The sequence below is a fragment of the Stenotrophomonas sp. 86156_Sma genome, from assembly GCF_056481625.1.
Genome location: NZ_CM151157.1, coordinates 2,179,756 through 2,198,281, shown reverse-complemented (window position 1 = coordinate 2,198,281; position 18,526 = coordinate 2,179,756). Strand labels below are relative to the sequence as shown.

The following is an 18,526-nucleotide window of genomic DNA, read 5'->3' as shown; positions in this document are numbered from 1 at the left end:
GCAGCGCCAGCGCCCGGCGGCGCTGCAGTGCGTCATGTAACCGATTACATCCCTTGCTAGCGTAGCGCTCGCCCGATTCCGGTCGAACCTGCGAGGCTGTCCGTAATGACGTTGCGCGCCGAACGCTCCAAGGTCTCCCGCCCACCTGCCCCATGGCGACCTGCCGCCACTCTGATGCTCGCCGTCCTGGCATCCTCCGCGCAGGCACAGACATTGCCACCACGCAGCCAATGGCAGGCCAGCGCCTCCTCGCAGCAGGTTCCGGCGATGGCGATCAGCCATCTGATCGACGGCGACCCCAAGACCGTCACCGGCGGTGCCTTCAGTCCGGGCCACTGGTTCCAGATCGACCTCGGCGCGCCAACAATGCTGGCCGGCGCACGCCTCACCTGGGATGTCTCCAACCCGGAAGGCTATTCGCTGCAGACCTCGCTGGACGGCACACAGTGGCAGACCGCGTACACCATGGCCGATTCGCTGGGCGACGTGGAAACGCTGTACTTCGCGCCACGCCAGGCGCGCTACCTGCGGTTGGCCAGCCCGCAGCGCACGTCCGACTGGGGCGTGTCGATTTTCGAGATGGAGCCGCTGGACAGCACGCTCAGTGCGCGCGTGGCCGGACTCGATGCCACGCAGTCCGCGGCACTCTGGCAGGGCGGCAGTGCGGTGGCGATTCCCGCCGGCAAGGGCGGTACCCACACACTCGACATCGTTCTGCCGCGCGCGCAGTCCAGCACCGGGCTGGCGGTGGACTGGGCCAATGAGCACGGCGCTGCGCGCCTGCAGGCACGCGATGCCCAGGGCCGCTGGCACGAACTGGCCACGGATGCACAGGCGGCAACCCGGCAGCAGAGCTGGCTCGCGGCCAGCGCGCCGCTGGACCTGCAGGCACTGCGGCTGAACGTCGACGGCGATGCCCCCCAGGTGGCACGCATCCGCCTGCTCGGCCCGAAGGCGGTGATGACGCCGATGAAGCGTTACCAGATCGCCGCCAGCGGCGCACAGCGCGCGTTGTTCCCCGCCTCGCTGCAGATGCAGCAGACCTACTGGACTGCGGTCGGCGTGCACGCGGGCCGGCAGAAGTCGATCTTCGACGAGTACGGCAACGTCGAGGCCTTCAAGGGCGCACCACTGGTGCAGCCGATCTGGCGCAATGCCGACGGCAGCGCAGCCGGGGCCGCCGGGCAGAAGGTGCAGCACGCGCTGCGCGACGGCTGGAAGCCAATGCCGTCTGCCACGTGGGCACCGCAGCCGGGACTGGAACTACGCAGCGAGGCCTTCGCCATCGAACGCGACGGGCAACCGGTCACCCTGGTCCGCCACCGCTTGCGCAACACCGGCACCACCGCGATCGACGGCACGCTGACCCTGGCGGTACGACCGATGCAGATGAACCCGCCATGGCAGAACGGTGGGCTGTCGCCGATCCGCGAGGTCGCCGTCGAAGCCAACACGGTGCGCGTGAACGGCCGCACGCTGCTGCAGTCGCTCACGCCGGTGGCTGCGTCCGGCGTGGCGCCGTTCGGGAAGGACTGCACAACGGAGATCACCGCGGACATCGCTGCCGGCGAACTGCCTTCCTCGCAGCAGGCACGTGACGAGCAAGGACTGGCCGCAGCCGCATTGAGCTACCGGATCCGCCTCGCGCCCGGTGCCAGCGATGCGGTGGTCGTGGCGTTCCCACTCGGCACCGCCGCTGCCGATGCCAATGGCGTGCTGCCCGAAGCGCCTGCGCTTGACCTGGCAACGCTGCCCCGTGATGCCAATGCAGCGTTCGAGACGCTGGCCACGCAGGCGTCCGCCGATTGGCAGGCACGCCTGGGCCAGGTCGGCCTGCGCCTGCCCGATCCCTCGCTGGTCGACATGCTGCGCGCGCAGGCTGCCTACATGCTGATCAACCAGACCGGCCCGGCCATGCAGCCCGGCCCGCGCAACTACAACCGCTCCTTCATCCGCGATGGCATGGCCACCTCGGCGGTGCTCCTGCGCATGGGCGAAGCCAAGGTCGCGCGCGACTACCTGGCGTGGTACAGCCAGCACGGCGTGTACGGCAGCGGACTGGTCTCGCCGATCCTCAACGACGATGGCAGTGTCAACACCGGCTTCGGATCGGATATCGAGTACGACAGCCAGGGCCAGTATGTGGCACTGGTCGCCGATGTCGCCCGCCTCGATGGCGGTGCGGAGTCGGTGCGCGCGTACCTGCCGAAAGTGAAGGCGGCGCTGCGCTTCCTGCAGCAGCTGCGCGAGCGCACGCTGGTAGCGGGTTACATGGCTGACCAGCCAGCGCCGGAGCGCTTCGCGGGCATTCTTGCGCCGTCGATCAGCCACGAGGGCTACCCTTCGCCCACCCACAGCTATTGGGATGACTACTGGGGACTGAAGGGCTGGCACGACGGCGCGTGGCTGGCAGAGGCACTTGGCGACCATGAAACCGCCCGTTGGGCGCGCGAACAGTACAAGCTGCTGTACGACGCACTGCATGCCTCGATCCGGGCGACGATGGCGTGGAAGGGCATCGACTTCATTCCGTCCTCGGCGGATCTGGGCGATGGTGATCCCACCGGCGTTTCGATTGCATTGGACCCCACCGGTGCGCAGAGCGTGTTGCCTGCCGAGGCGCTGCGCACCACCTTTGCCCGCTACCTGGACGACGTACGCAAGCGCAGCCAGCCCGGTGCGCTGTACGCCTACACGCCGTACGAGATCCGCAACGTGCTGAGCTATGTGCACCTGGGCCAGCCGCAGGCGGCCGACGAGCTGCTGCAGGGGCTGCTGCATGATCGGCGCCCGCTTGAGTGGCAGGTGCTGGCCGAAGTGGTGCATTCGCGGTTGCGCTTCCCGCGCTACCTCGGCGACATGCCGCATACCTGGATCGGTGCCGAATACGGCCGCACGCTGTTCGGCATGTTGATGCGCGAGGACGATGACGCGTTGTCATTGCTGCCGGGCACGCCGCCGTCTTGGGTGGCCGGGGATGGGTTGGCGGTGGAACGCCTGCCAACCGCGTATGGCACGCTGCAGATGCAGGCGCGGCAGCGCGACGGGCTGCTGACGGTCACGCTGGGCAAGGGCTTGCGCAGCGGGACGGCGGTGAAGGTCTGGTGGCCGGCGCGCACGATGCCGAAGACGGTGCGTGTGGATGGACGCGAGGTTACCGCGTTCGATGCGGAAGGTGTGCGCGTGGCGAAGCCGTTCAAGACGCTGGAGGCGCGTTGGTAGAGTCGAGCTTGCTCGACTGCATTTCGCCGATCACCATGCGCCAGTCGAGCAAGCTCGACTCTACAGGGGCGCGCCGGGCCATGCCCGGCGTCATCTACAACGTCGGCAATCCCGGCGGGTTGGTCTGCGACTGCGGCACGGCCTCCTCGGCCACATTCCATCGCTTCAGCGCCTGCGCATAGGTGCCACTGCCGATCTGGGTGTTCAGCGCCTGCGTCACCGCATCAGCCAGGCCGCTGCCCTTGCGCGTGGTCACCGAGATCGCCGCGGCGTTCGGCCAGCCCCCCGGGAACAGGCCCACACGCCGCACCTTGCCATCGCGCGCCGAATAGGCGCCGGTGGCGTTGGGCTCGAACGAGACATCGGCGCGCCCGGTGATCACTGCCAGCCGCCCAACCACGGCGTCATCGAAGTACTGGTACTCCACCGGCTTCAAGCCAGCGGCGATGTTCTGCTGGTCCCACTGGCGCAGGATCTGGTCCTGGTTGGTGCTGGCACCGACCACCACCTTCAGCCCGGCAACGTCGGCCGGCTTTTCGATCTTCTGGATCGGCCCATCAGTGCGCGTGTAAATTCCCAGCAGATCGTAACGGTAGCTGGAGAAATCGAACTTCTTCTTGCGCTCTTCGGTCACCGTCACGTTCGACAGCACCGCATCGTACTTGCCTGATTCCAGACCCAGCGGCCAGTCGGCCCACGCCACCGGCACGATCACCAGCTTCAGGCCCAGCCCATCGGCAATCAGCCGCGCGATGTCCGGCTCGATGCCGACCACGTCCTTGCTGTCGGTACCATAGTCGGCCAGCGGCAGCTGCCCCGGATGGGTGGCCACGGTGAACGTACCAGGCGTGACAAAGCGATAGTCGGCCGGAATCAACGCCTGCGCCTTCGGATCGAGCGTGCCCTTCAGGATGGCGGTGTTCGCACCCGCCAGGCTGGTTGCGGCCACGGTGCCGGCATCCGGTGCCTGACGCACGCGCGAATAGACGATGCCGGCGATGCCGATGACCAGCACGCCCACGATCAACAGGGTGCTGCGTGAGGGGCGACGCGGTGCTGCAGGGCTCATGGTCTTCCTTCCGGGGTTACAGGGTCTTGGCCAGGAAATCGGCGGTGCGTTGCTGGCGCGGGCGCTCGAACAGCGCCTCGGGCGTGCCCTGCTCGATCACCCGGCCCTGGTCCATCATCACCACGTGGTCAGCCACGCGGCGGGCGAAGCTCAGTTCGTGGGTGACAATCACCAGCGTGGTGCCGGAGCTTGCCAGCTCCTCGATCACGCTGAGCACTTCGGCCACCAGCTCCGGGTCCAGTGCCGAGGTCGGTTCGTCGAACAGCAGCACCTTCGGTTGCAGGGCCAGCGCACGAGCAATCGCGATGCGCTGCTGCTGGCCGCCGGACAGCTGGCGCGGGAAGGCATCGGCCTTGTCGGCCAGGCCGACCCGTTCCAGCAGCGTGCGCGCCTGCTGCTCGGCCTGCGCACGCGGCACGCCGCGCACCGCGATCGGCGCCTCGATGATGTTCTCCAGTGCGGTCAGGTGCGGGAACAGGTTGAAGCCCTGGAACACCATGCCCACTTCCGCACGACGGCGGCGGATCTCGCGTTCGGGCAGCTCGTACAGGGTGTCGCCATCGCGGCGGTAGCCGATCAGCTGCCCGCCGACGGTCACGTAACCGCTGTCGGCACGTTCCAGGTGGTTGATCAGCCGCAGCAACGTGGACTTGCCAGCGCCGGACGGGCCGATCAGCACCGTCACGCTGCCAGCGCGCAGGTCCAGGTTCACGTCTTCCAGCACCGGCTGGTCGCCGAACACCTTGCCTACGCCATGCAGCGACACCGATGCCCCCTCGCCCGCTTCAACCTGCGCGGCGATGCGCGGGCGATTGACCACGCGCGGTGCAGCCTCACCTGTGGCGCGCCTCGGTGACGAGACACGCGATACCGAACGCTCGCGCTGCAGTTGGCCGCGCGCAAAGCGCTGCTCCACGCGCCGCTGCAGCAGCGACAGCACGGTCAGGATCACCAGGTACCAGACCGTGGCCACCATCAGCAGCGGCACCACTTCCAGGTTGCGCCGGTAGATCACCTGCACGGTGTAGAACAGCTCCGGCAGCGCCAGCACGTAGACCACCGAGGTGCTCTTTGCCAGGCCGATCACATCGTTGAACGCGGCCGGCAGGATCGAACGCATCGCCTGCGGCAGGATGATGCGGCGCACCTGGCGACCACGCGGCAGGCCAAGCGCGGCCGCAGCCTCGTACTGGCCGTGGTCGACCGACAGAATGCCGCCACGGATCACCTCGGCCGAGAACGCGGCCTGGTTCAAGGTGAGACCCAGCACTGCGGCGGTGAACACACCGATCAGCTGCGTGGTCGGGTACGAGAACAGGCTGATGCCGGTAAACGGCACGCCCAGCTCGATGGTGCTGTACAGGTAGCCCAGGTTGTTCAGCAGCAGCAACAGGACCAGCAGCGGGATCGAACGGAACAGCCACACATAGCCCCACGACACCGCCGACAGCAGCGGCGAGCCGGACACGCGGGCCAGCGCCAGCAGGGTGCCCAGCGCGAAACCGAGGCCGGTACCGAGTGCGGTCAGCAGCAGCGTACGGCCCAGGCCTTCCAGCACCGGACGTGCGAAGAACCACTCCGCAAAGGTGCCCCAGCCCCAACGCGGATTGCCCAACACTGATTGCAGCCCGATCAGGATCAGCGCCAACGCCAGAAGGGTTCCGACCACCTGTAGTGGATGCCGGGCCGGCACGATCTTCAACGCCGGGGTTGGCGCCGGGCGTGTGGCAATGCCATCCAGCGCGGTCGAAGGCGTGCTCATGCGTGGGCTCCGTGCAGCACGGTCTGTGATGGCACAACGGCGGGTGCCGATACGCCCAGGTGCTTCTCGAACGGCAAGTGGGCGATGGATTCCGGATCGGCCTCCAGATCGAACAACGCGGTGTAGCCGTGGCTGAGGTACAGGCCGACGGCTTCAGGCTGGCGGAAGCCGGTGGTCAGGAACACCCGTCGGTAACCCTGGCGCGCCGCCTGGTCCTCCAGTTCCTGCAGTACACGCCGCGCGATGCCCTGGCGGCGCAGGCCGGGCAGCGTCCAGATGCGCTTGAACTCGGCGGTGTCCGGATCGCGGTGCGGCATGAAGGCACCGCCGGAGATCGCCACACCATCGCGCAGCAGCAGCACGAACGCACCAACCGGTGCCGCGAACGCCTGTGCCGGGTAGCGCTGCAGTTCCTCGCGGGCGCTGCCGCCGATGCGTCGACGCACGTCGGCGTAGCGGCTGTCGTACTCCTGCTCCAGGCCATCGAACAGCGGCCGCGCCAGTGGATCATCCACCGAGGTGTAGAGGAAGCGTTCGTTGCTGCTCATGCCACGTCCTTCACCAGATAGTCTTCAGCCAGCCGCGCCCACAGGCTGGCAGCGGGCGCGATGGCGGCGTCGTTGAATACATAGCGCGGGCTGTGCAGCGGTGCGCTGTCGCCGTTGCCGACGAACACGAAGCTGCCGGGCCGCGCCTGCAGCAGGAAGGCGAAATCCTCGCTGGCCGTGCGTGGCGCGAATTCGGGCACCACGTGTTCGCTGCCGAAGCCCTGCACGGCCACCTCACGGATGTAGGCGGTCTGCACAGGGTGGTTGATCACGCTCGGGAAGCCACGCGGGAACTCGATCTCCGCGCGCGCGCCGAACGCGGCGGCGGTCTGCTCGGCAATCTCGGTAACCCTTCGCCGCAGCGTGTCGCGCACTTCCGGCAGGTAGGCGCGCACGGTCAGCTTCAGCTCGACGACGTCCGGGATCACATTGGCGGCCTGCCCGCCGTGGATCGAACCGACGGTGACCACGCCCATCTGCCGTGGATCCACATTGCGCGAGACAACGCTTTGCAGCGCCGTGACGATATGCGCTGCCGCCAGGATCGGGTCGACACTGCCCTGAGGCTCGGCGCCATGACCGCCCTTGCCGATCACCTTCAGCCGCGCCCAGTCCACCGACGCCATCGCCGGACCATCGACGAAGCCGAAGTGCCCCACCGGCACGCCCGGCCAGTTGTGCAGCCCATAGATCGCATCCACCGGGAAGCGTTCGAACAGGCCGTCGGCAATCATCTTCGAGGCCCCCGAACCGGTTTCCTCGGCCGGCTGGAACACCAGCTGCAGGGTGCCGTCGATGCGGCCGTGATGGGCCAGGTAGTGCGCCGCGGACAGCAGGATGGCGGTATGCCCATCGTGGCCGCAGGCATGCATCAGCCCCTCGTTCTGGCTGGCGTAGGCCAGGCCGGAATCCTCATGGATCGGCAGTGCATCGATGTCGGCACGCAGGCCGAGGCGTCGGCTGCCCTGCCCGCGCTGTAGCGTGCCGACCACGCCGGTGCCACCGAGACCGGTGGTGACCTCATAGCCCCACTGCTGCAGCAGCTCGGCCACGCGTGCGCTGGTGCGGTGTTCCTCGAAGGCCAGCTCCGGGTACCGGTGCAGGTCATGGCGGATCGCGATGGCCGCCTCGGCGCGTGCCGCGATTTCCGGCAGCACGCCAGTCGTTGGGGAATTCCGCTGGGCATGGCCCGGTGCTGCCGCGCTTTCTCCGCTCATCGCCTTACCCTGCCTTCCGCGCCGGCTCGGCGTCGATCGAATGACGGCTGGTCTTGTACGGCAGGCCCAGATGCGCGCGCAGGGTCTGCCCTTCCAGTTCACGCTGGTGGTAGCCGCGTGCCTGCAGGATCGGCAGCACCTGGGTCACGAAATCGTCCAGCCCTTCGCGCTGTGCCGCGAAACCAAGGATGAAGCCGTCGCTGGCACCGGCGTCGAACCAACGGATCAGCTCGTCGGCCACATGTTCCGGCGTACCGATGAAATTCGGTCGCGGGCTCACCGCTTCCAACGCCACCTGGCGCAGGCTCAGGCCCTTCTCACGTGCATCCTGCTTGATGCGGTCGGTGGTGGAACGGAACGAGTTGCTGCCGATTCCGCCAAGCTCCGGGAAGGGTGCGTCCGGGTCGTACTGGCTGAAATCATGGTGATCGAAGAAGCGGCCGAGATAGGCCAGCGCATCCTCCAGCGTGGCCAGTGCAGCGATCGCCTGGTACTTGGCTTCAGCCTCCTCGGCAGTGCGGCCGACGATGGGGCCGATACCCGGGAAGATCTTCACGTCATTGCCGCTGCGGCCGTGCGCGATCGCCGAGTTCTTCACCTTCTGGGTGAACGCGCGGGTCTCTTCCAGCGACGGCGAATGGGTGAACACCGCATCGGCGTACTTGCCGGCCAACGCAATGCCGTCATCAGACGAACCCGCCTGGAAGATCACTGGCTGTCCTTGTGGCGAACGCTGGATGTTGAGCGGCCCTTCCACCTGGAAGAAGCGGCCCTTGTGGTCGAGCCGGCGGAACTTCTCCGGCGCGAAAAACGTGCCGCTGTCGCGCTCGCGCACGAAGGCATCGTCATCCCACGAATCCCACAGCCCCTGCACCACCTCCAGATATTCGTCAGCGATCTGGTAGCGCAGCGCATGCTCCGGGTGCGGCCGGCCATAGTTGCGGCCTGAACCTTCCAACGGCGAGGTCACCACGTTCCAGCCGGCACGGCCGCCGCTGAGCAGGTCCAGCGAGGCGAACTGCCGGGCCACGGTGAACGGGTCGCTGTAGGAGGTCGACAGCGTGCCGGCCAGGCCGATCTTCTTCGTCGCCGTGGCCAGCGCCGACAGCAGCGAGATCGGCTCGAAGCGGTTGAGGAAGTGCGGGATCGACTTCTCGTTGATGTACAGGCCGTCGGCCACGAACCCAAAGGCGATGCCGTTGTCCTCGGCGGTGCGCGCAATGTCGATGTAGAACTGCAGGTTGACGCTGGCATCGGTCGGGTTGGACGGGTGCTTCCAGGCATGCATGTGGCTGCCAGGGCCCTGCAGCATGATGCCGAACGGAATGTGGCGCGGGGTCGTGCTCATGGGAATCGCTCCTGCAGGTCAGGCCACCGCCGCGCGCGGCGCGGGCGACAGCAGTTCAAGGGATGTCAGGCGTGCGTCGAGATCGGCCACCGGCGCGTCGAGGATGAACTCGCCCACGCCGAAGCGCCGGTGCAGCGCATCCAGTTCGTCACGCACGTGCTGCGCATCACCGGACAACACGCTGGGGCGCGTTTCCTCGATACGAAAGTCAGCCACGCCTACCTGGCGCGCGTACTCGGCAGCCGCATCGGGACTGGGCAGATTCACCGTCTGGCCGGGGCCGAGGTGCAGCTTGTAGACGCGCAGCGCACCGATATGACGTGCTGCGGCTTCGGCAGTTGGTGCGGCGAACGCCACCGTGGCCAGCAGTGGCGGCTGCGTAGAAACGGTGCGGTAGGCATCGAAGGCGGCCTCGATATGCTTCGGGTCACCATCGAAGTGCGCGGCGTAGACGAAGCGCCAGCCCAGCTCGGCCGCCTGCTGCGCGCTCTGCGGGCTGGCCCCGAGCAGGAAGCGCTCTGGTGCCTGCTGCGGAACCGGCCGAGCCTGTGCCTCGGTGTCGGCGCCGGACAGATAGCCTTCCAGGTCACGCAGTTGCTGGTCGAAGTCGGCGAACGCCGGACGCCCGGCCGCCAGCGCGGCGGTCGAAGCCGGCAGGCCACCGGGGGCCTTGCCCACGCCCAGATCGACACGCCCCGGCGCCAGCGCCGACAGCAGGTTGAAGTTCTCCGCCACCTTGTACGGCGCGTAGTGGCGCAGCATCACCCCGCCACTGCCGATGCGGATGCGCCGGGTCTGCGCCAGCACCCACGCAGCCAGCACTTCCGGTGCGGGGCTGGCCAGCGTCGGTGCAGCGTGGTGCTCGGCAAACCAGTAGCGGTGGTAGCCCAGCTGTTCGGCGCGCTGCGCCAGCTGCAGGCTGTTGCGCAGCGCCTGCTCCGGCGAGGCACCTTCGGCCACCGGACTCTTGTCCAGCACACTGATCTGATAGCTCATGGTCGTGTCCTCGCTCAGGGGTGGGCCACGGGAATGCCGAGCAACCCGTTCAGCGCGGCCAGGATCGGCTCTGCACCGGAGATGTACTGGCGGTCCTGGTGCGCGCCACTGGCCAGTTCGCTGCGCACGCCCTGCGGCAACACCAGCTTGGGTAGTGACTGGTCCTGCTCACCGATCTCGGCGATCACCTCGCGGCGCGGCCGCGCGAAGCCGATGCGGCGCACGTCCAGCTGCGCGTCCAAGCCGTCGATGCTCGACAGCGCGCCCTCCAGCAACAGACTGTGCCGGCAGAAAAAGCGCTGGCCGGGAATCTGGCCGTCCTCGAACTCACGGTCGAGCAGGAACAGGATGGGTTTGCTTGCTGCGTCGAAAGTCACAGGGGTCGTCCTCATCGGGGCCGGCAATGCGATGCCGCTTCGATATCGATGCTAGAGATGCCGGCAGCCGCAGCAGCGACGGCTGGCGACAATCGGCGGTCAGATCCGGCCACGCAGATGCGGCGTAGCCATAAGCAAAGCGCCGTCGGTTATGGCGTCAGGCAATACGTCGCAGCGGCGCCGCTACTGCCAGCGCCTGCGCAGCCAGATGGGCGGCCGCACGCTCGGTCGCCAGCGCGATGCGTGCCTGCAGGGCCGCGCTGCTGATGTGCTCGCCTTCGAAGTCGGCGGACGTGGCATACACCCCGATCGGCAGCGTGTGCGCCTGCAGGAAACTGAACAACGGCCGCAGCTGGTGATCGATCACCAGCGCATGTCGCTCGCTGCCGCCGGTGGCTGCCAGCAGTACCGGCGTATCCACCAGCGCCTCCAGCCCGATGAAGTCGACCAGGTGCTTGAACAAGCCAGGATACGAGCCGCGATACACCGGCGCGGCTACCACCAGCAGCTCCGCCGCCTCGATGGTCTGCAGTGCCTGTTCCACCGCCGGCTCCACCTCACCGCGCGACAGCGACTGACCCAGCGCGCGCGCGATCGGCGCCAGCTCCACCAGTTCAACGCTGGCGTGCACCCGCTGCTGCAGCGAGTCCAGCAGATGCCGGACCAGCAACAACGTGCGCGACGTCGCCGAGCTGGTCGGCGACCCCACCAATGCAACCACCCTCAATGCAGAAGACATGAACTGCTCCCGTGTAGAGCCGAGCCATGCTCGGCTGCCCTTCGCTTTTGTAGAGTCGAGCCATGCTCGACTGCTTCCCACCTCAGAACCGGTAACTGACCCGGCCAAACCAATACGCACCCACATTGCTCAGCACATCGCCGCTGTCCCAGGTGGTCTCGATGCTCGCCACATCGGTGGCACTGCGCGCGTACTCCGGCACCTTGCGGGTGCGCTTGTCGAACACGTTGTTGATGCCCAGCGCCGCACTCCAGCCCGCGCCCAGCTCCACGCCACCGGACAGGTTGGTCACCAGCACCGGCGGCTGCCTGTACTCCACGCCGTTGTTCAGGCGCTTGATCGGGCCGTAGTAGGTGAAGTCCAGATTCGAGCGCCAGCGCCCGTTCTGCCAGCCCAGCCCCGCCACCTGCGTGTAGCTGGGCGTGCGGAAGCGCAGCGCATACTCGCTGGATCTGGTCAGCAGGTTGATGTTCGGCAGGCCCTGCAGCGCCGTCGGAATGTCGCTGACCTTCTGGATCGTGGTACGGCCGACGTTGGCCGCGTAACTCCAGCGCAGCTTGCCCCACGCGGTTTCCTGGTTCGCCTCCAGGGTCAGCTCCACACCGCGTGTACGGGTATTGCCCACGTTGGTGAAGTAGCTGGCGTAGAACGCATCACCCGGCAGGATGCTGATGCCGGCCGAACCCAGCAGTGCGTCGATGGTGTTCTTCTGCGCCGCGCTCAGCACCGTGCCGCTGTTGTCGGTGACGCGCGCCGGATCCTGCGCGTTGTAGCCGATCTGGCTGGACTGGCCGAGCTGGCCGCGGATGTCGATCTGATAGGCATCCACCGCCAGATGGAACGCCGGGCTCGGGTCCCAGGTCACGCCCAGGCTGTAGTTGGTGGCCTTTTCCGGCTTCAGCGGTGTGGCACCCAACGCAATCGCCGCGGGCGAAGACACCTGCGCCACCAGCGTGGTCCCGCACGGGCAACTGCCGGTGGCCTGGTAGAACTGCGCGCCCAGGCTGGGCGCGTGGAAGCCATTGCTGACCGTGGCACGCACACCCAGCGCGTCGGTGAAGTCGAAGCGCGTGGTCAGGCGGCCGGTGGAGACACTGCCGAAGTCGGAGTGATCTTCCCAACGCGCGGCTGCATCCAGATACCAGCGCGAGGTGATGTTGGTGGCCGCACCCACGTACACCGCCTTGCTGTTGCGGGTAGCCTTCACCGCATCGGCGGTGGAATAGCCGACGAAGGCTGCAGCGCCGAAGCCGGTATACGACTCCCATTGCCCTGCGCCGCGCTCGTACTGCTCGTGCTGATACTCGGCGCCCGCGCTCACCTCCAGCGGCGAAGCAAACGCCGCCACCTCGAAGCCGCGGCGCAGGTCCAGGTTGGCGATGCCCTGCTGGTAGTCCAGCTTGCCGTCATAGAAGTCGGTGGGTGAACCGGGATATGGCAGCGAGTAGTTCACCGAGTTGCGCGTATAGGTGCGCACGGTGCTGCGGTTGCCGGTCAGGCTGGCGTCATAGTCCCAACCCGCGATCTGGCCTTTTACCCCAGCCGTACCGGTGTACTGCTTTTCCTTGGTTTCCAGCACCGGCAGGAAGCCGTCAGGAAACACGCTCAGCACGCCGGGAGCCCTGTAAGTGGTGAAGATGGTCGCCGGCAGACGGAAATTCTGGATCGCCTGCGCGGTGCGATCACTGGCCGTAGCATTGGCGTAGAACTGCGCGCTCTCGCCCAGGCCATGGCCCACGTTCACCGCGAAGGCCTTCAGCGCATACGAAGGCGAGCTGAGGATGGTGTTGGCCTCGGCATCGCGGTTGGCCTCGGCCGGATTCGGCGACGCGCCGGCCGGCAGTCGATTGTTCGGCCGCAGCGCCACCAGATTGCCGCTGCCATCCACTGCCGGATAACTCAGGTAGCCATCGATGTAGTGGCGGGTACGGATCGCATGATGCTGGCGGGTGGTCTCGCCAGACAGGTTGACGAAGCCATCCTGGCCCCACGGCAGGCCGACGTTGGCGCGCACGCTGGTTCGCGAACCATCACCATCGGTGCTCTGCCCGCTCTCCACCGACACATCACCACCGTGCGCCTGCGACTTCAGGATCACGTTGACCACGCCGGTGATCGCGTCCGAGCCGTAGATGGCGGAGGCACCATCACGCAGCACTTCCACATGGTCGATGGCCGAGACCGGAATCAACGCCAGGTCCGCCCACGCATGGCCGGGGAAGCCGCCCCCATTGGCACCGCTCACATAGGCGCTGGCGTTGCGGCGCTTGCCGTTGACCAGCACCAGGGTGTAACCCGGCGACAGATTGCGTAGCTGATAGCCGCGGATCAGGCTCTCCTGATCGCTCTGGTAACCGCCGATCTGGCTCAGCGACGGCAGGCTGCGCTGCAGGGCTTCCAGCAGATTGCCCTGACCGGTGGCGGCGAGGTCTTCAGCGGAAATCACATCGATGGGCGTGGAGCTGTTCTTCACCGTGCGCGTGCTGGTGCGAGAGCCGGTGACCACCACCGCATCCAGCGTGGAGGCTGCCACATTGGCGGTGGCTGCAGTAGTGGCAGGGTCTGCATCGGCTTCCGCTGCGTGGCTGGGTGATGCAGCAAGGACGGCCGCGATCAGGACGGCAAGAGTGCTCAAGGCTGGGGCGTAGGCGGCAGGCATGGGGGCTCGTGGGGGTGGGCCGGAAACACGCTTCCATTCAAGGGCCTGTTCACCCACGGCGACAGGCGGGATCGCGTCACCCAACCGTCATATCCGGCCACCCACATGACCGCTGGTAATGACGTTAGGCGGCCTGCACCGGCGCACTGCTCTCTGTAGAGCCGAGCCATGCTCGGCTCAATGCCAGACGAAGCCCATTCAATTGAGCCACAAAGAACAGCCGAGCATGGCTCGGCTCTACATGCTCCGCAGGCATCACCTCATGCCCTCGCACCACTCTGCGCCACGCACCGCCACCCGTAGCATCAAGCCATGCCCAGCCCACCCGCCGATCCCACCGCGCCACTCGTCGCCATCGTCGCCTGCCACGGCCAGGGGCTGTTCGAGTTCGGCTGTGCGGTCGGCCTGTTCGCACCGATACGGCCTGAACTGGGCGTGGCCTGGTACCGCACCCAGCTGTGCGCCGGGGAGCCCGGCGCACTGCGCATGCTCGGCAGCACCCAGATGCAGCTGCCCTACGATCTCAGCAGCGTCGATGACGCCGACATCATCGTCATCCCCGGTTGGCGCGAACCCAGCGAGCGTCCGCCGCAGGCACTGCTCGATGCACTGATCCGCGCCCATGCACGCGGCGCACGCATCGCGTCGATCTGCTCCGGTGCGTTCGTGCTGGCCTGGGCCGGGCTGCTCGATGGCCGCGAGGCCACCACCCACTGGCGCCTCACCGAAGCGCTCGCGCGCGAGTTCCCACGCATCGACGTACGCGAGGATGTGCTGTACGTGGACACCGGCAGCATCATCACCTCGGCCGGCTCGGCCACCGGCATGGACATGATGCTGCACATGGTGCGCAAGGATTACGGCGCGCGCGTGGCTAATCTGGTGGCCGAGCGATTGGTGCTGGCACCTTGGCGTGATGCCGGGCGCAGCCAGCGCGTCAGCCGGGCCATCCCCAACGGCGAGCCCACGCGGTTGGCGAAGCTGATGGAGTGGATGCGCCGTAACCTGCGCGAGCCGCACTCGCTAGGCAGCCTCGCCGAGCAGGCCGCGCTCAGCCAGCGCACCCTGCAGCGGCAGTTCCTGGAAGCCACCGGCCTGTCGCCCATCGATTGGCTGATCCGCGAGCGCGTGACCTTCGCGCGTGAGCTGCTGGAAACCACCGACCGGCCACTGCAGTGGATTGCCGAGCAGGCCGGCTTTGGTTCACAGGAGTCGTTCCGTCGGCACTTCCGTGGCCAGGTCGATGCCAGCCCCACCGAGTACCGCAGCCAGCATCGCAACGGCATCAGTGCGGACCGCCTGGTCGGCTGCTGAGCCCCGGCCCCCCTGTCCCCGCTCCCGGCCTTTCCACGCAGGCACCTGCGCTGCAAGATAGGGGCATGCCCCGCACTGCCGACGGACCGGTGATGACCGACAGCCCCTACAGGACCTACCGCGTCGGAATCGGCGTATCGCTGCTGTTGGCGGCACTGATCGCCACGCTCTCGTTGATTGCCGTGGCCACCCCCAACCTGGGTTGGGGCGTCGTGGCGCTGGCCACCATCGCGATCTGGGTCGCCGTCCCGTTGCTGCTGGTGCTCGTGCTGGCCTGGCTGCGCTACATGGTGCGCCAGCGCGGGCAGGTACCGGGCCGCATACACCTGCTGATGTTCGTGCCAACCGCCGCCGCCATGCTCATCATTCCACTGTGGCACGTCCTGCAAGGCAGTGTGGACAGCCTGGCCGGCGGCTCACGTGCGTCCATCGCCGAGCTGCACGTCAACCTCAGCGGGCAACCCCTTTGGCTGGACACCTCGCCGTATGCATCCACCGGTTCTGGCGCTGGCCCGGACCTGCCCATGCAGGACGACCTGCCCGAGCGGTTCATGGCCTTCCACCGCTACCCCAACCCGCAGTCCGATGCAGACAGGGGGTTCCCATATGAAGATGCGCGCCTGAAGCCCTCCGTCGACCACTACCGCTACACCACACCGTCTGGAGATCGCGCCGTCACCGATGTGCCGCTGGTCCGTCGGCCGTACCCCGAGCTTGCGTCATTCAATGCGGCCTGGCGACGCGCGGGTACACCCGAGCTCGTGCATATCTACTACCACTACAGCGATCACGTAGAGGTCGCGCCCGCACTCGCACGCCTCAGTGGCTTCACCACCGATGATCTGGAGCGTAGCCGCTTCGAAGGCCTGACGCTGTTCAAGATCCACAACTACAGCAGTGCGCCCATCCTTCGGGTGGAAATCAATGGCCTCACACTGGACATCGGCGACGGGGCCATCGCGAACATCCCGGAAGCGCCCCGGGATTGCACGGCCTACGGCTACCCGGTCAGCCCCGCGCTGTTGCCGCTCAACCTGCCCCTGCAGGTACGCTGGCAGACTGCAGACGCGCCGACGCGGTGGCACAGCGCGCGCGTGCAGGTGCCCGCGTTCCGGCAGCCGCAGCCACTGCACGGGCAGTCCACATTGCAGCGCGTCCTGCTGTACATGCTGCCCGATGACGCGCTGGCCGCCGAACGCTACGCCGAAGTGTTTGACGGCGATTCGCGGCGCGGCATCAAGGCCACTGGCCTGCCAGCCAGCGCTGCCACCTACGCGGTGTGTGGCAGCGCGAGGGCGACCTATGGCGAACGAGCGGGTACCGTGCTGGCAGACTGATCCGCGGTGTTGCCGGCGCGTTCCCCTCCACGCTGACGCACGCTCAGTCCTCCTGCACCAGCTTGAACTCGCGCAGCAGGCCACCAATCTGGGTCTTGTCCAGCTTGTTCATCAGCAGGTTGCGCAGGAACGCAGGCCCGGGAATATCCAGCGCCTTGCCATCGCGCAGGCGACCGGTCGCCGCCAACAGCGAGCGCACGTCATAGGTGGAATTGAACACCTCGGGCACACCGCGCTCGATACCTAACAGCGTGTACACCGCTTCCATCGGTGTACGCACCGAATACTCGGTGGTGAAGATACAGTCGCGCTGCTTCGATTCGGCGAACTGTCCGATGAAGGCGAAGTTCACCGCACCCTCCGGCACCACGTCCGGCCGATCACCGGCCTGGCGTGGCATGAAGAACGCGGTGATGTACGGCATCATCACCGGCACTGTCTTCGCGCCGGTCGCGGCCAATTCGTCGATCTCCTCCACCGGCACGCCCAGGTGGTACAGCCACTCGCGGGTGATCTCTTCGCCGGTGCAGTCCTGCATCGGCTTCTTCACGTAGTCTCCAGGCGTATCCACGAACAGCGAATACACCCAGACCACGATCTGATCCTTGGGCTGGTTCTTGAAATGCGGCTGGCGGTTCACCGTCCAGCTCATCAACCAGCGCGAGTCACGCACACTGACGATGCCGCCGGTCACTACCTTGCCACTGAACGGGTCGCGCTTGGCGATCTTCTGGATGTAGGCCGGAATGCGTGCATCCAGCGTGGTCACCGTCGCCGATTCCCACTTGGTCTGCGGGATATGCGCGCCGAACACGTCCGGGTGGCCAAAGGCCTCGTCCTTCGCGGCAATGCGGCGCCACAGGTCCCAGGCAGGCGCCGGCCCCTCATTCAATCGCGCAGCCGTGTGGTGGTCGCCGTTGTCCGAGTTCTCGGTCAACGAACCGATCGTCATGAACACAAGGTCATCCGCGCTCAGATCCACGCCACCGGCCACGCCCTCGCGCGTCCAGTGGATGCGCGTGGCCTGCTTGCGGCCGGCCGCCAGATCGAAGTCGACGTCGGTCACCTCGGTGCCGTACTGGAACACCACGCCCTGGTCCTGCAGCCACTTCACCAGCGGCAGCACCAGCGATTCGTACTGGTTGTACTTGGTGAACTTCAGCGCCGAGAAATCCGGCAGGCCGCCGATGTGGTGGATGAAGCGGTGCAGGTACAGCTTCATCTCCAGCGCCGAATGCCATTCCTCGAAGGCGAACATGGTGCGCCAGTACAGCCAGAAGTTGCTGTCCAGGAAGTCGCGACCCAGCACCTCGTCGATGCGCTTGTTCTCCATCTCCTGCCGGGTGGACAGGAACAGCGCGATGATGTCCTTCTGCGCCTGCTCGGTCAGGGTGAACAGGCCGTCGGTGTGCGCATCTTCGCCGCGATTGATCGTGGCACGCTGCAGCGAATAGTTCGGATCATCCTTGTTCAACCAGTAGAACTCGTCCAACACACTGGCATCCTCGATCTCCAGCGACGGAATCGAGCGGAACAGATCCCACAGGCACTCGAAGTGGTCTTCCATCTCGCGGCCGCCGCGGATCACGAAGCCCTTTTCAGGCACCTTCAGGCCATCCAGCGCGCCGCCGGGAATCTGCTGCTGCTCGAGAATGGTGATGCGCTCACCGGCCATGCGGCCGTCGCGCACCAGGAACGCGGCGCCGGCCAGCGAGGCCAGGCCCGAACCGACGAACCATGCGCGCTTGTCATCGACACCGGCGGGCTTGCGCGGGCGCGCAAAGGCTTCGTAGTTGCCACTGCTGTAGTACATGCGTTGCTCCTTCCTGGAGGGGGTCATCAGGAACCCGCAGTGGAATGACACAGCCATTCCATGCAGGTCATGCCCCTACTCTAGCGCCGAACCGATGTACCGTTTCCTGCACGCACGCTGCGACC

General features: G+C 66.8%; 13 protein-coding genes. 3 read left to right on the top strand and 10 right to left on the bottom strand.

What is annotated here, in order from left to right; genetic code table 11:
* Window positions 1-105: 105 nt before the first annotated feature.
* Window positions 106-3,222 carry a discoidin domain-containing protein gene (locus tag ACZK33_RS10355; protein WP_423174706.1) on the top strand — a complete coding sequence of 1,039 codons (3,117 nt, stop codon included), beginning with the start codon at window positions 106-108 and terminating at the stop codon, window positions 3,220-3,222.
* A 94-nt stretch (window positions 3,223-3,316) separates the two neighbouring features.
* Here ACZK33_RS10355 and ACZK33_RS10350 read toward each other — a convergent pair whose 3' ends face one another.
* The 9 genes from ACZK33_RS10350 to ACZK33_RS10310 all read right to left on the bottom strand — a co-directional run bounded on the left by ACZK33_RS10350 (window position 3,317) and on the right by ACZK33_RS10310 (window position 13,937).
* The gene (locus tag ACZK33_RS10350) at window positions 3,317-4,291 is read right to left on the bottom strand and encodes an ABC transporter substrate-binding protein (protein WP_049399084.1); all 975 of its coding nucleotides are present in this window, start codon (window positions 4,289-4,291) and stop codon (window positions 3,317-3,319) included.
* A gap of 16 nt (window positions 4,292-4,307) precedes the next feature.
* Complete coding sequence (locus ACZK33_RS10345; RefSeq protein WP_149909128.1) at window positions 4,308-6,053, bottom strand: amino acid ABC transporter permease/ATP-binding protein; 1,746 nt, start codon at window positions 6,051-6,053, stop codon at window positions 4,308-4,310.
* Window positions 6,050-6,601, bottom strand: a complete 552-nt coding sequence (locus ACZK33_RS10340) for a GNAT family N-acetyltransferase (RefSeq protein WP_049399083.1) — start codon at window positions 6,599-6,601, stop codon at window positions 6,050-6,052. Before ACZK33_RS10340 ends, ACZK33_RS10345 begins: the two co-directional genes overlap by 4 nt.
* Window positions 6,598-7,818, bottom strand: coding sequence for a M20 aminoacylase family protein (locus tag ACZK33_RS10335; RefSeq protein ID WP_423174705.1), 1,221 nt, complete (start codon window positions 7,816-7,818; stop codon window positions 6,598-6,600). The genes ACZK33_RS10340 and ACZK33_RS10335 overlap by 4 nt, the downstream gene beginning before the upstream one ends.
* 4 nt (window positions 7,819-7,822) lie before the next feature.
* Entirely contained in the window at window positions 7,823-9,166 is a 1,344-nt protein-coding gene (locus ACZK33_RS10330; RefSeq protein WP_423174704.1) for an LLM class flavin-dependent oxidoreductase, read from the bottom strand.
* A gap of 18 nt (window positions 9,167-9,184) precedes the next feature.
* Window positions 9,185-10,162 (bottom strand): MsnO8 family LLM class oxidoreductase, encoded by a 978-nt coding sequence (locus tag ACZK33_RS10325; RefSeq protein ID WP_049399089.1) that lies wholly within the window; start codon window positions 10,160-10,162, stop codon window positions 9,185-9,187.
* A 14-nt stretch (window positions 10,163-10,176) separates the two neighbouring features.
* Complete coding sequence (locus ACZK33_RS10320; protein WP_219626372.1) at window positions 10,177-10,554, bottom strand: DUF3088 family protein; 378 nt, start codon at window positions 10,552-10,554, stop codon at window positions 10,177-10,179.
* A 142-nt stretch (window positions 10,555-10,696) separates the two neighbouring features.
* Window positions 10,697-11,278, bottom strand: coding sequence for an FMN reductase (gene msuE, locus ACZK33_RS10315; RefSeq protein ID WP_423174703.1), 582 nt, complete (start codon window positions 11,276-11,278; stop codon window positions 10,697-10,699).
* Window positions 11,279-11,360: 82 nt separating this feature from the next.
* A complete protein-coding gene (locus tag ACZK33_RS10310) occupies window positions 11,361-13,937 on the bottom strand; it encodes a TonB-dependent receptor plug domain-containing protein (protein WP_423174702.1) in 2,577 nt (858 codons plus the stop codon).
* Between the two features lie 312 nt (window positions 13,938-14,249).
* On the opposite strand from ACZK33_RS10310, the gene ftrA reads away from it, so the two are divergent.
* Together ftrA and ACZK33_RS10300 are read left to right on the top strand one after the other, a co-directional pair.
* Window positions 14,250-15,251 (top strand): transcriptional regulator FtrA, encoded by a 1,002-nt coding sequence (gene ftrA, locus ACZK33_RS10305; protein WP_423174701.1) that lies wholly within the window; start codon window positions 14,250-14,252, stop codon window positions 15,249-15,251.
* A gap of 65 nt (window positions 15,252-15,316) precedes the next feature.
* On the top strand, window positions 15,317-16,588 hold the full coding sequence (locus tag ACZK33_RS10300; RefSeq protein ID WP_423174700.1) for a hypothetical protein: 1,272 nt from the start codon (window positions 15,317-15,319) through the stop codon (window positions 16,586-16,588).
* A 43-nt stretch (window positions 16,589-16,631) separates the two neighbouring features.
* On the opposite strand, the gene ACZK33_RS10295 is transcribed toward ACZK33_RS10300, so the two are convergent.
* The gene (locus ACZK33_RS10295) at window positions 16,632-18,401 is read right to left on the bottom strand and encodes an oleate hydratase (protein ID WP_423174699.1); all 1,770 of its coding nucleotides are present in this window, start codon (window positions 18,399-18,401) and stop codon (window positions 16,632-16,634) included.
* Between the last annotated feature and the right edge of the window lie 125 nt (window positions 18,402-18,526).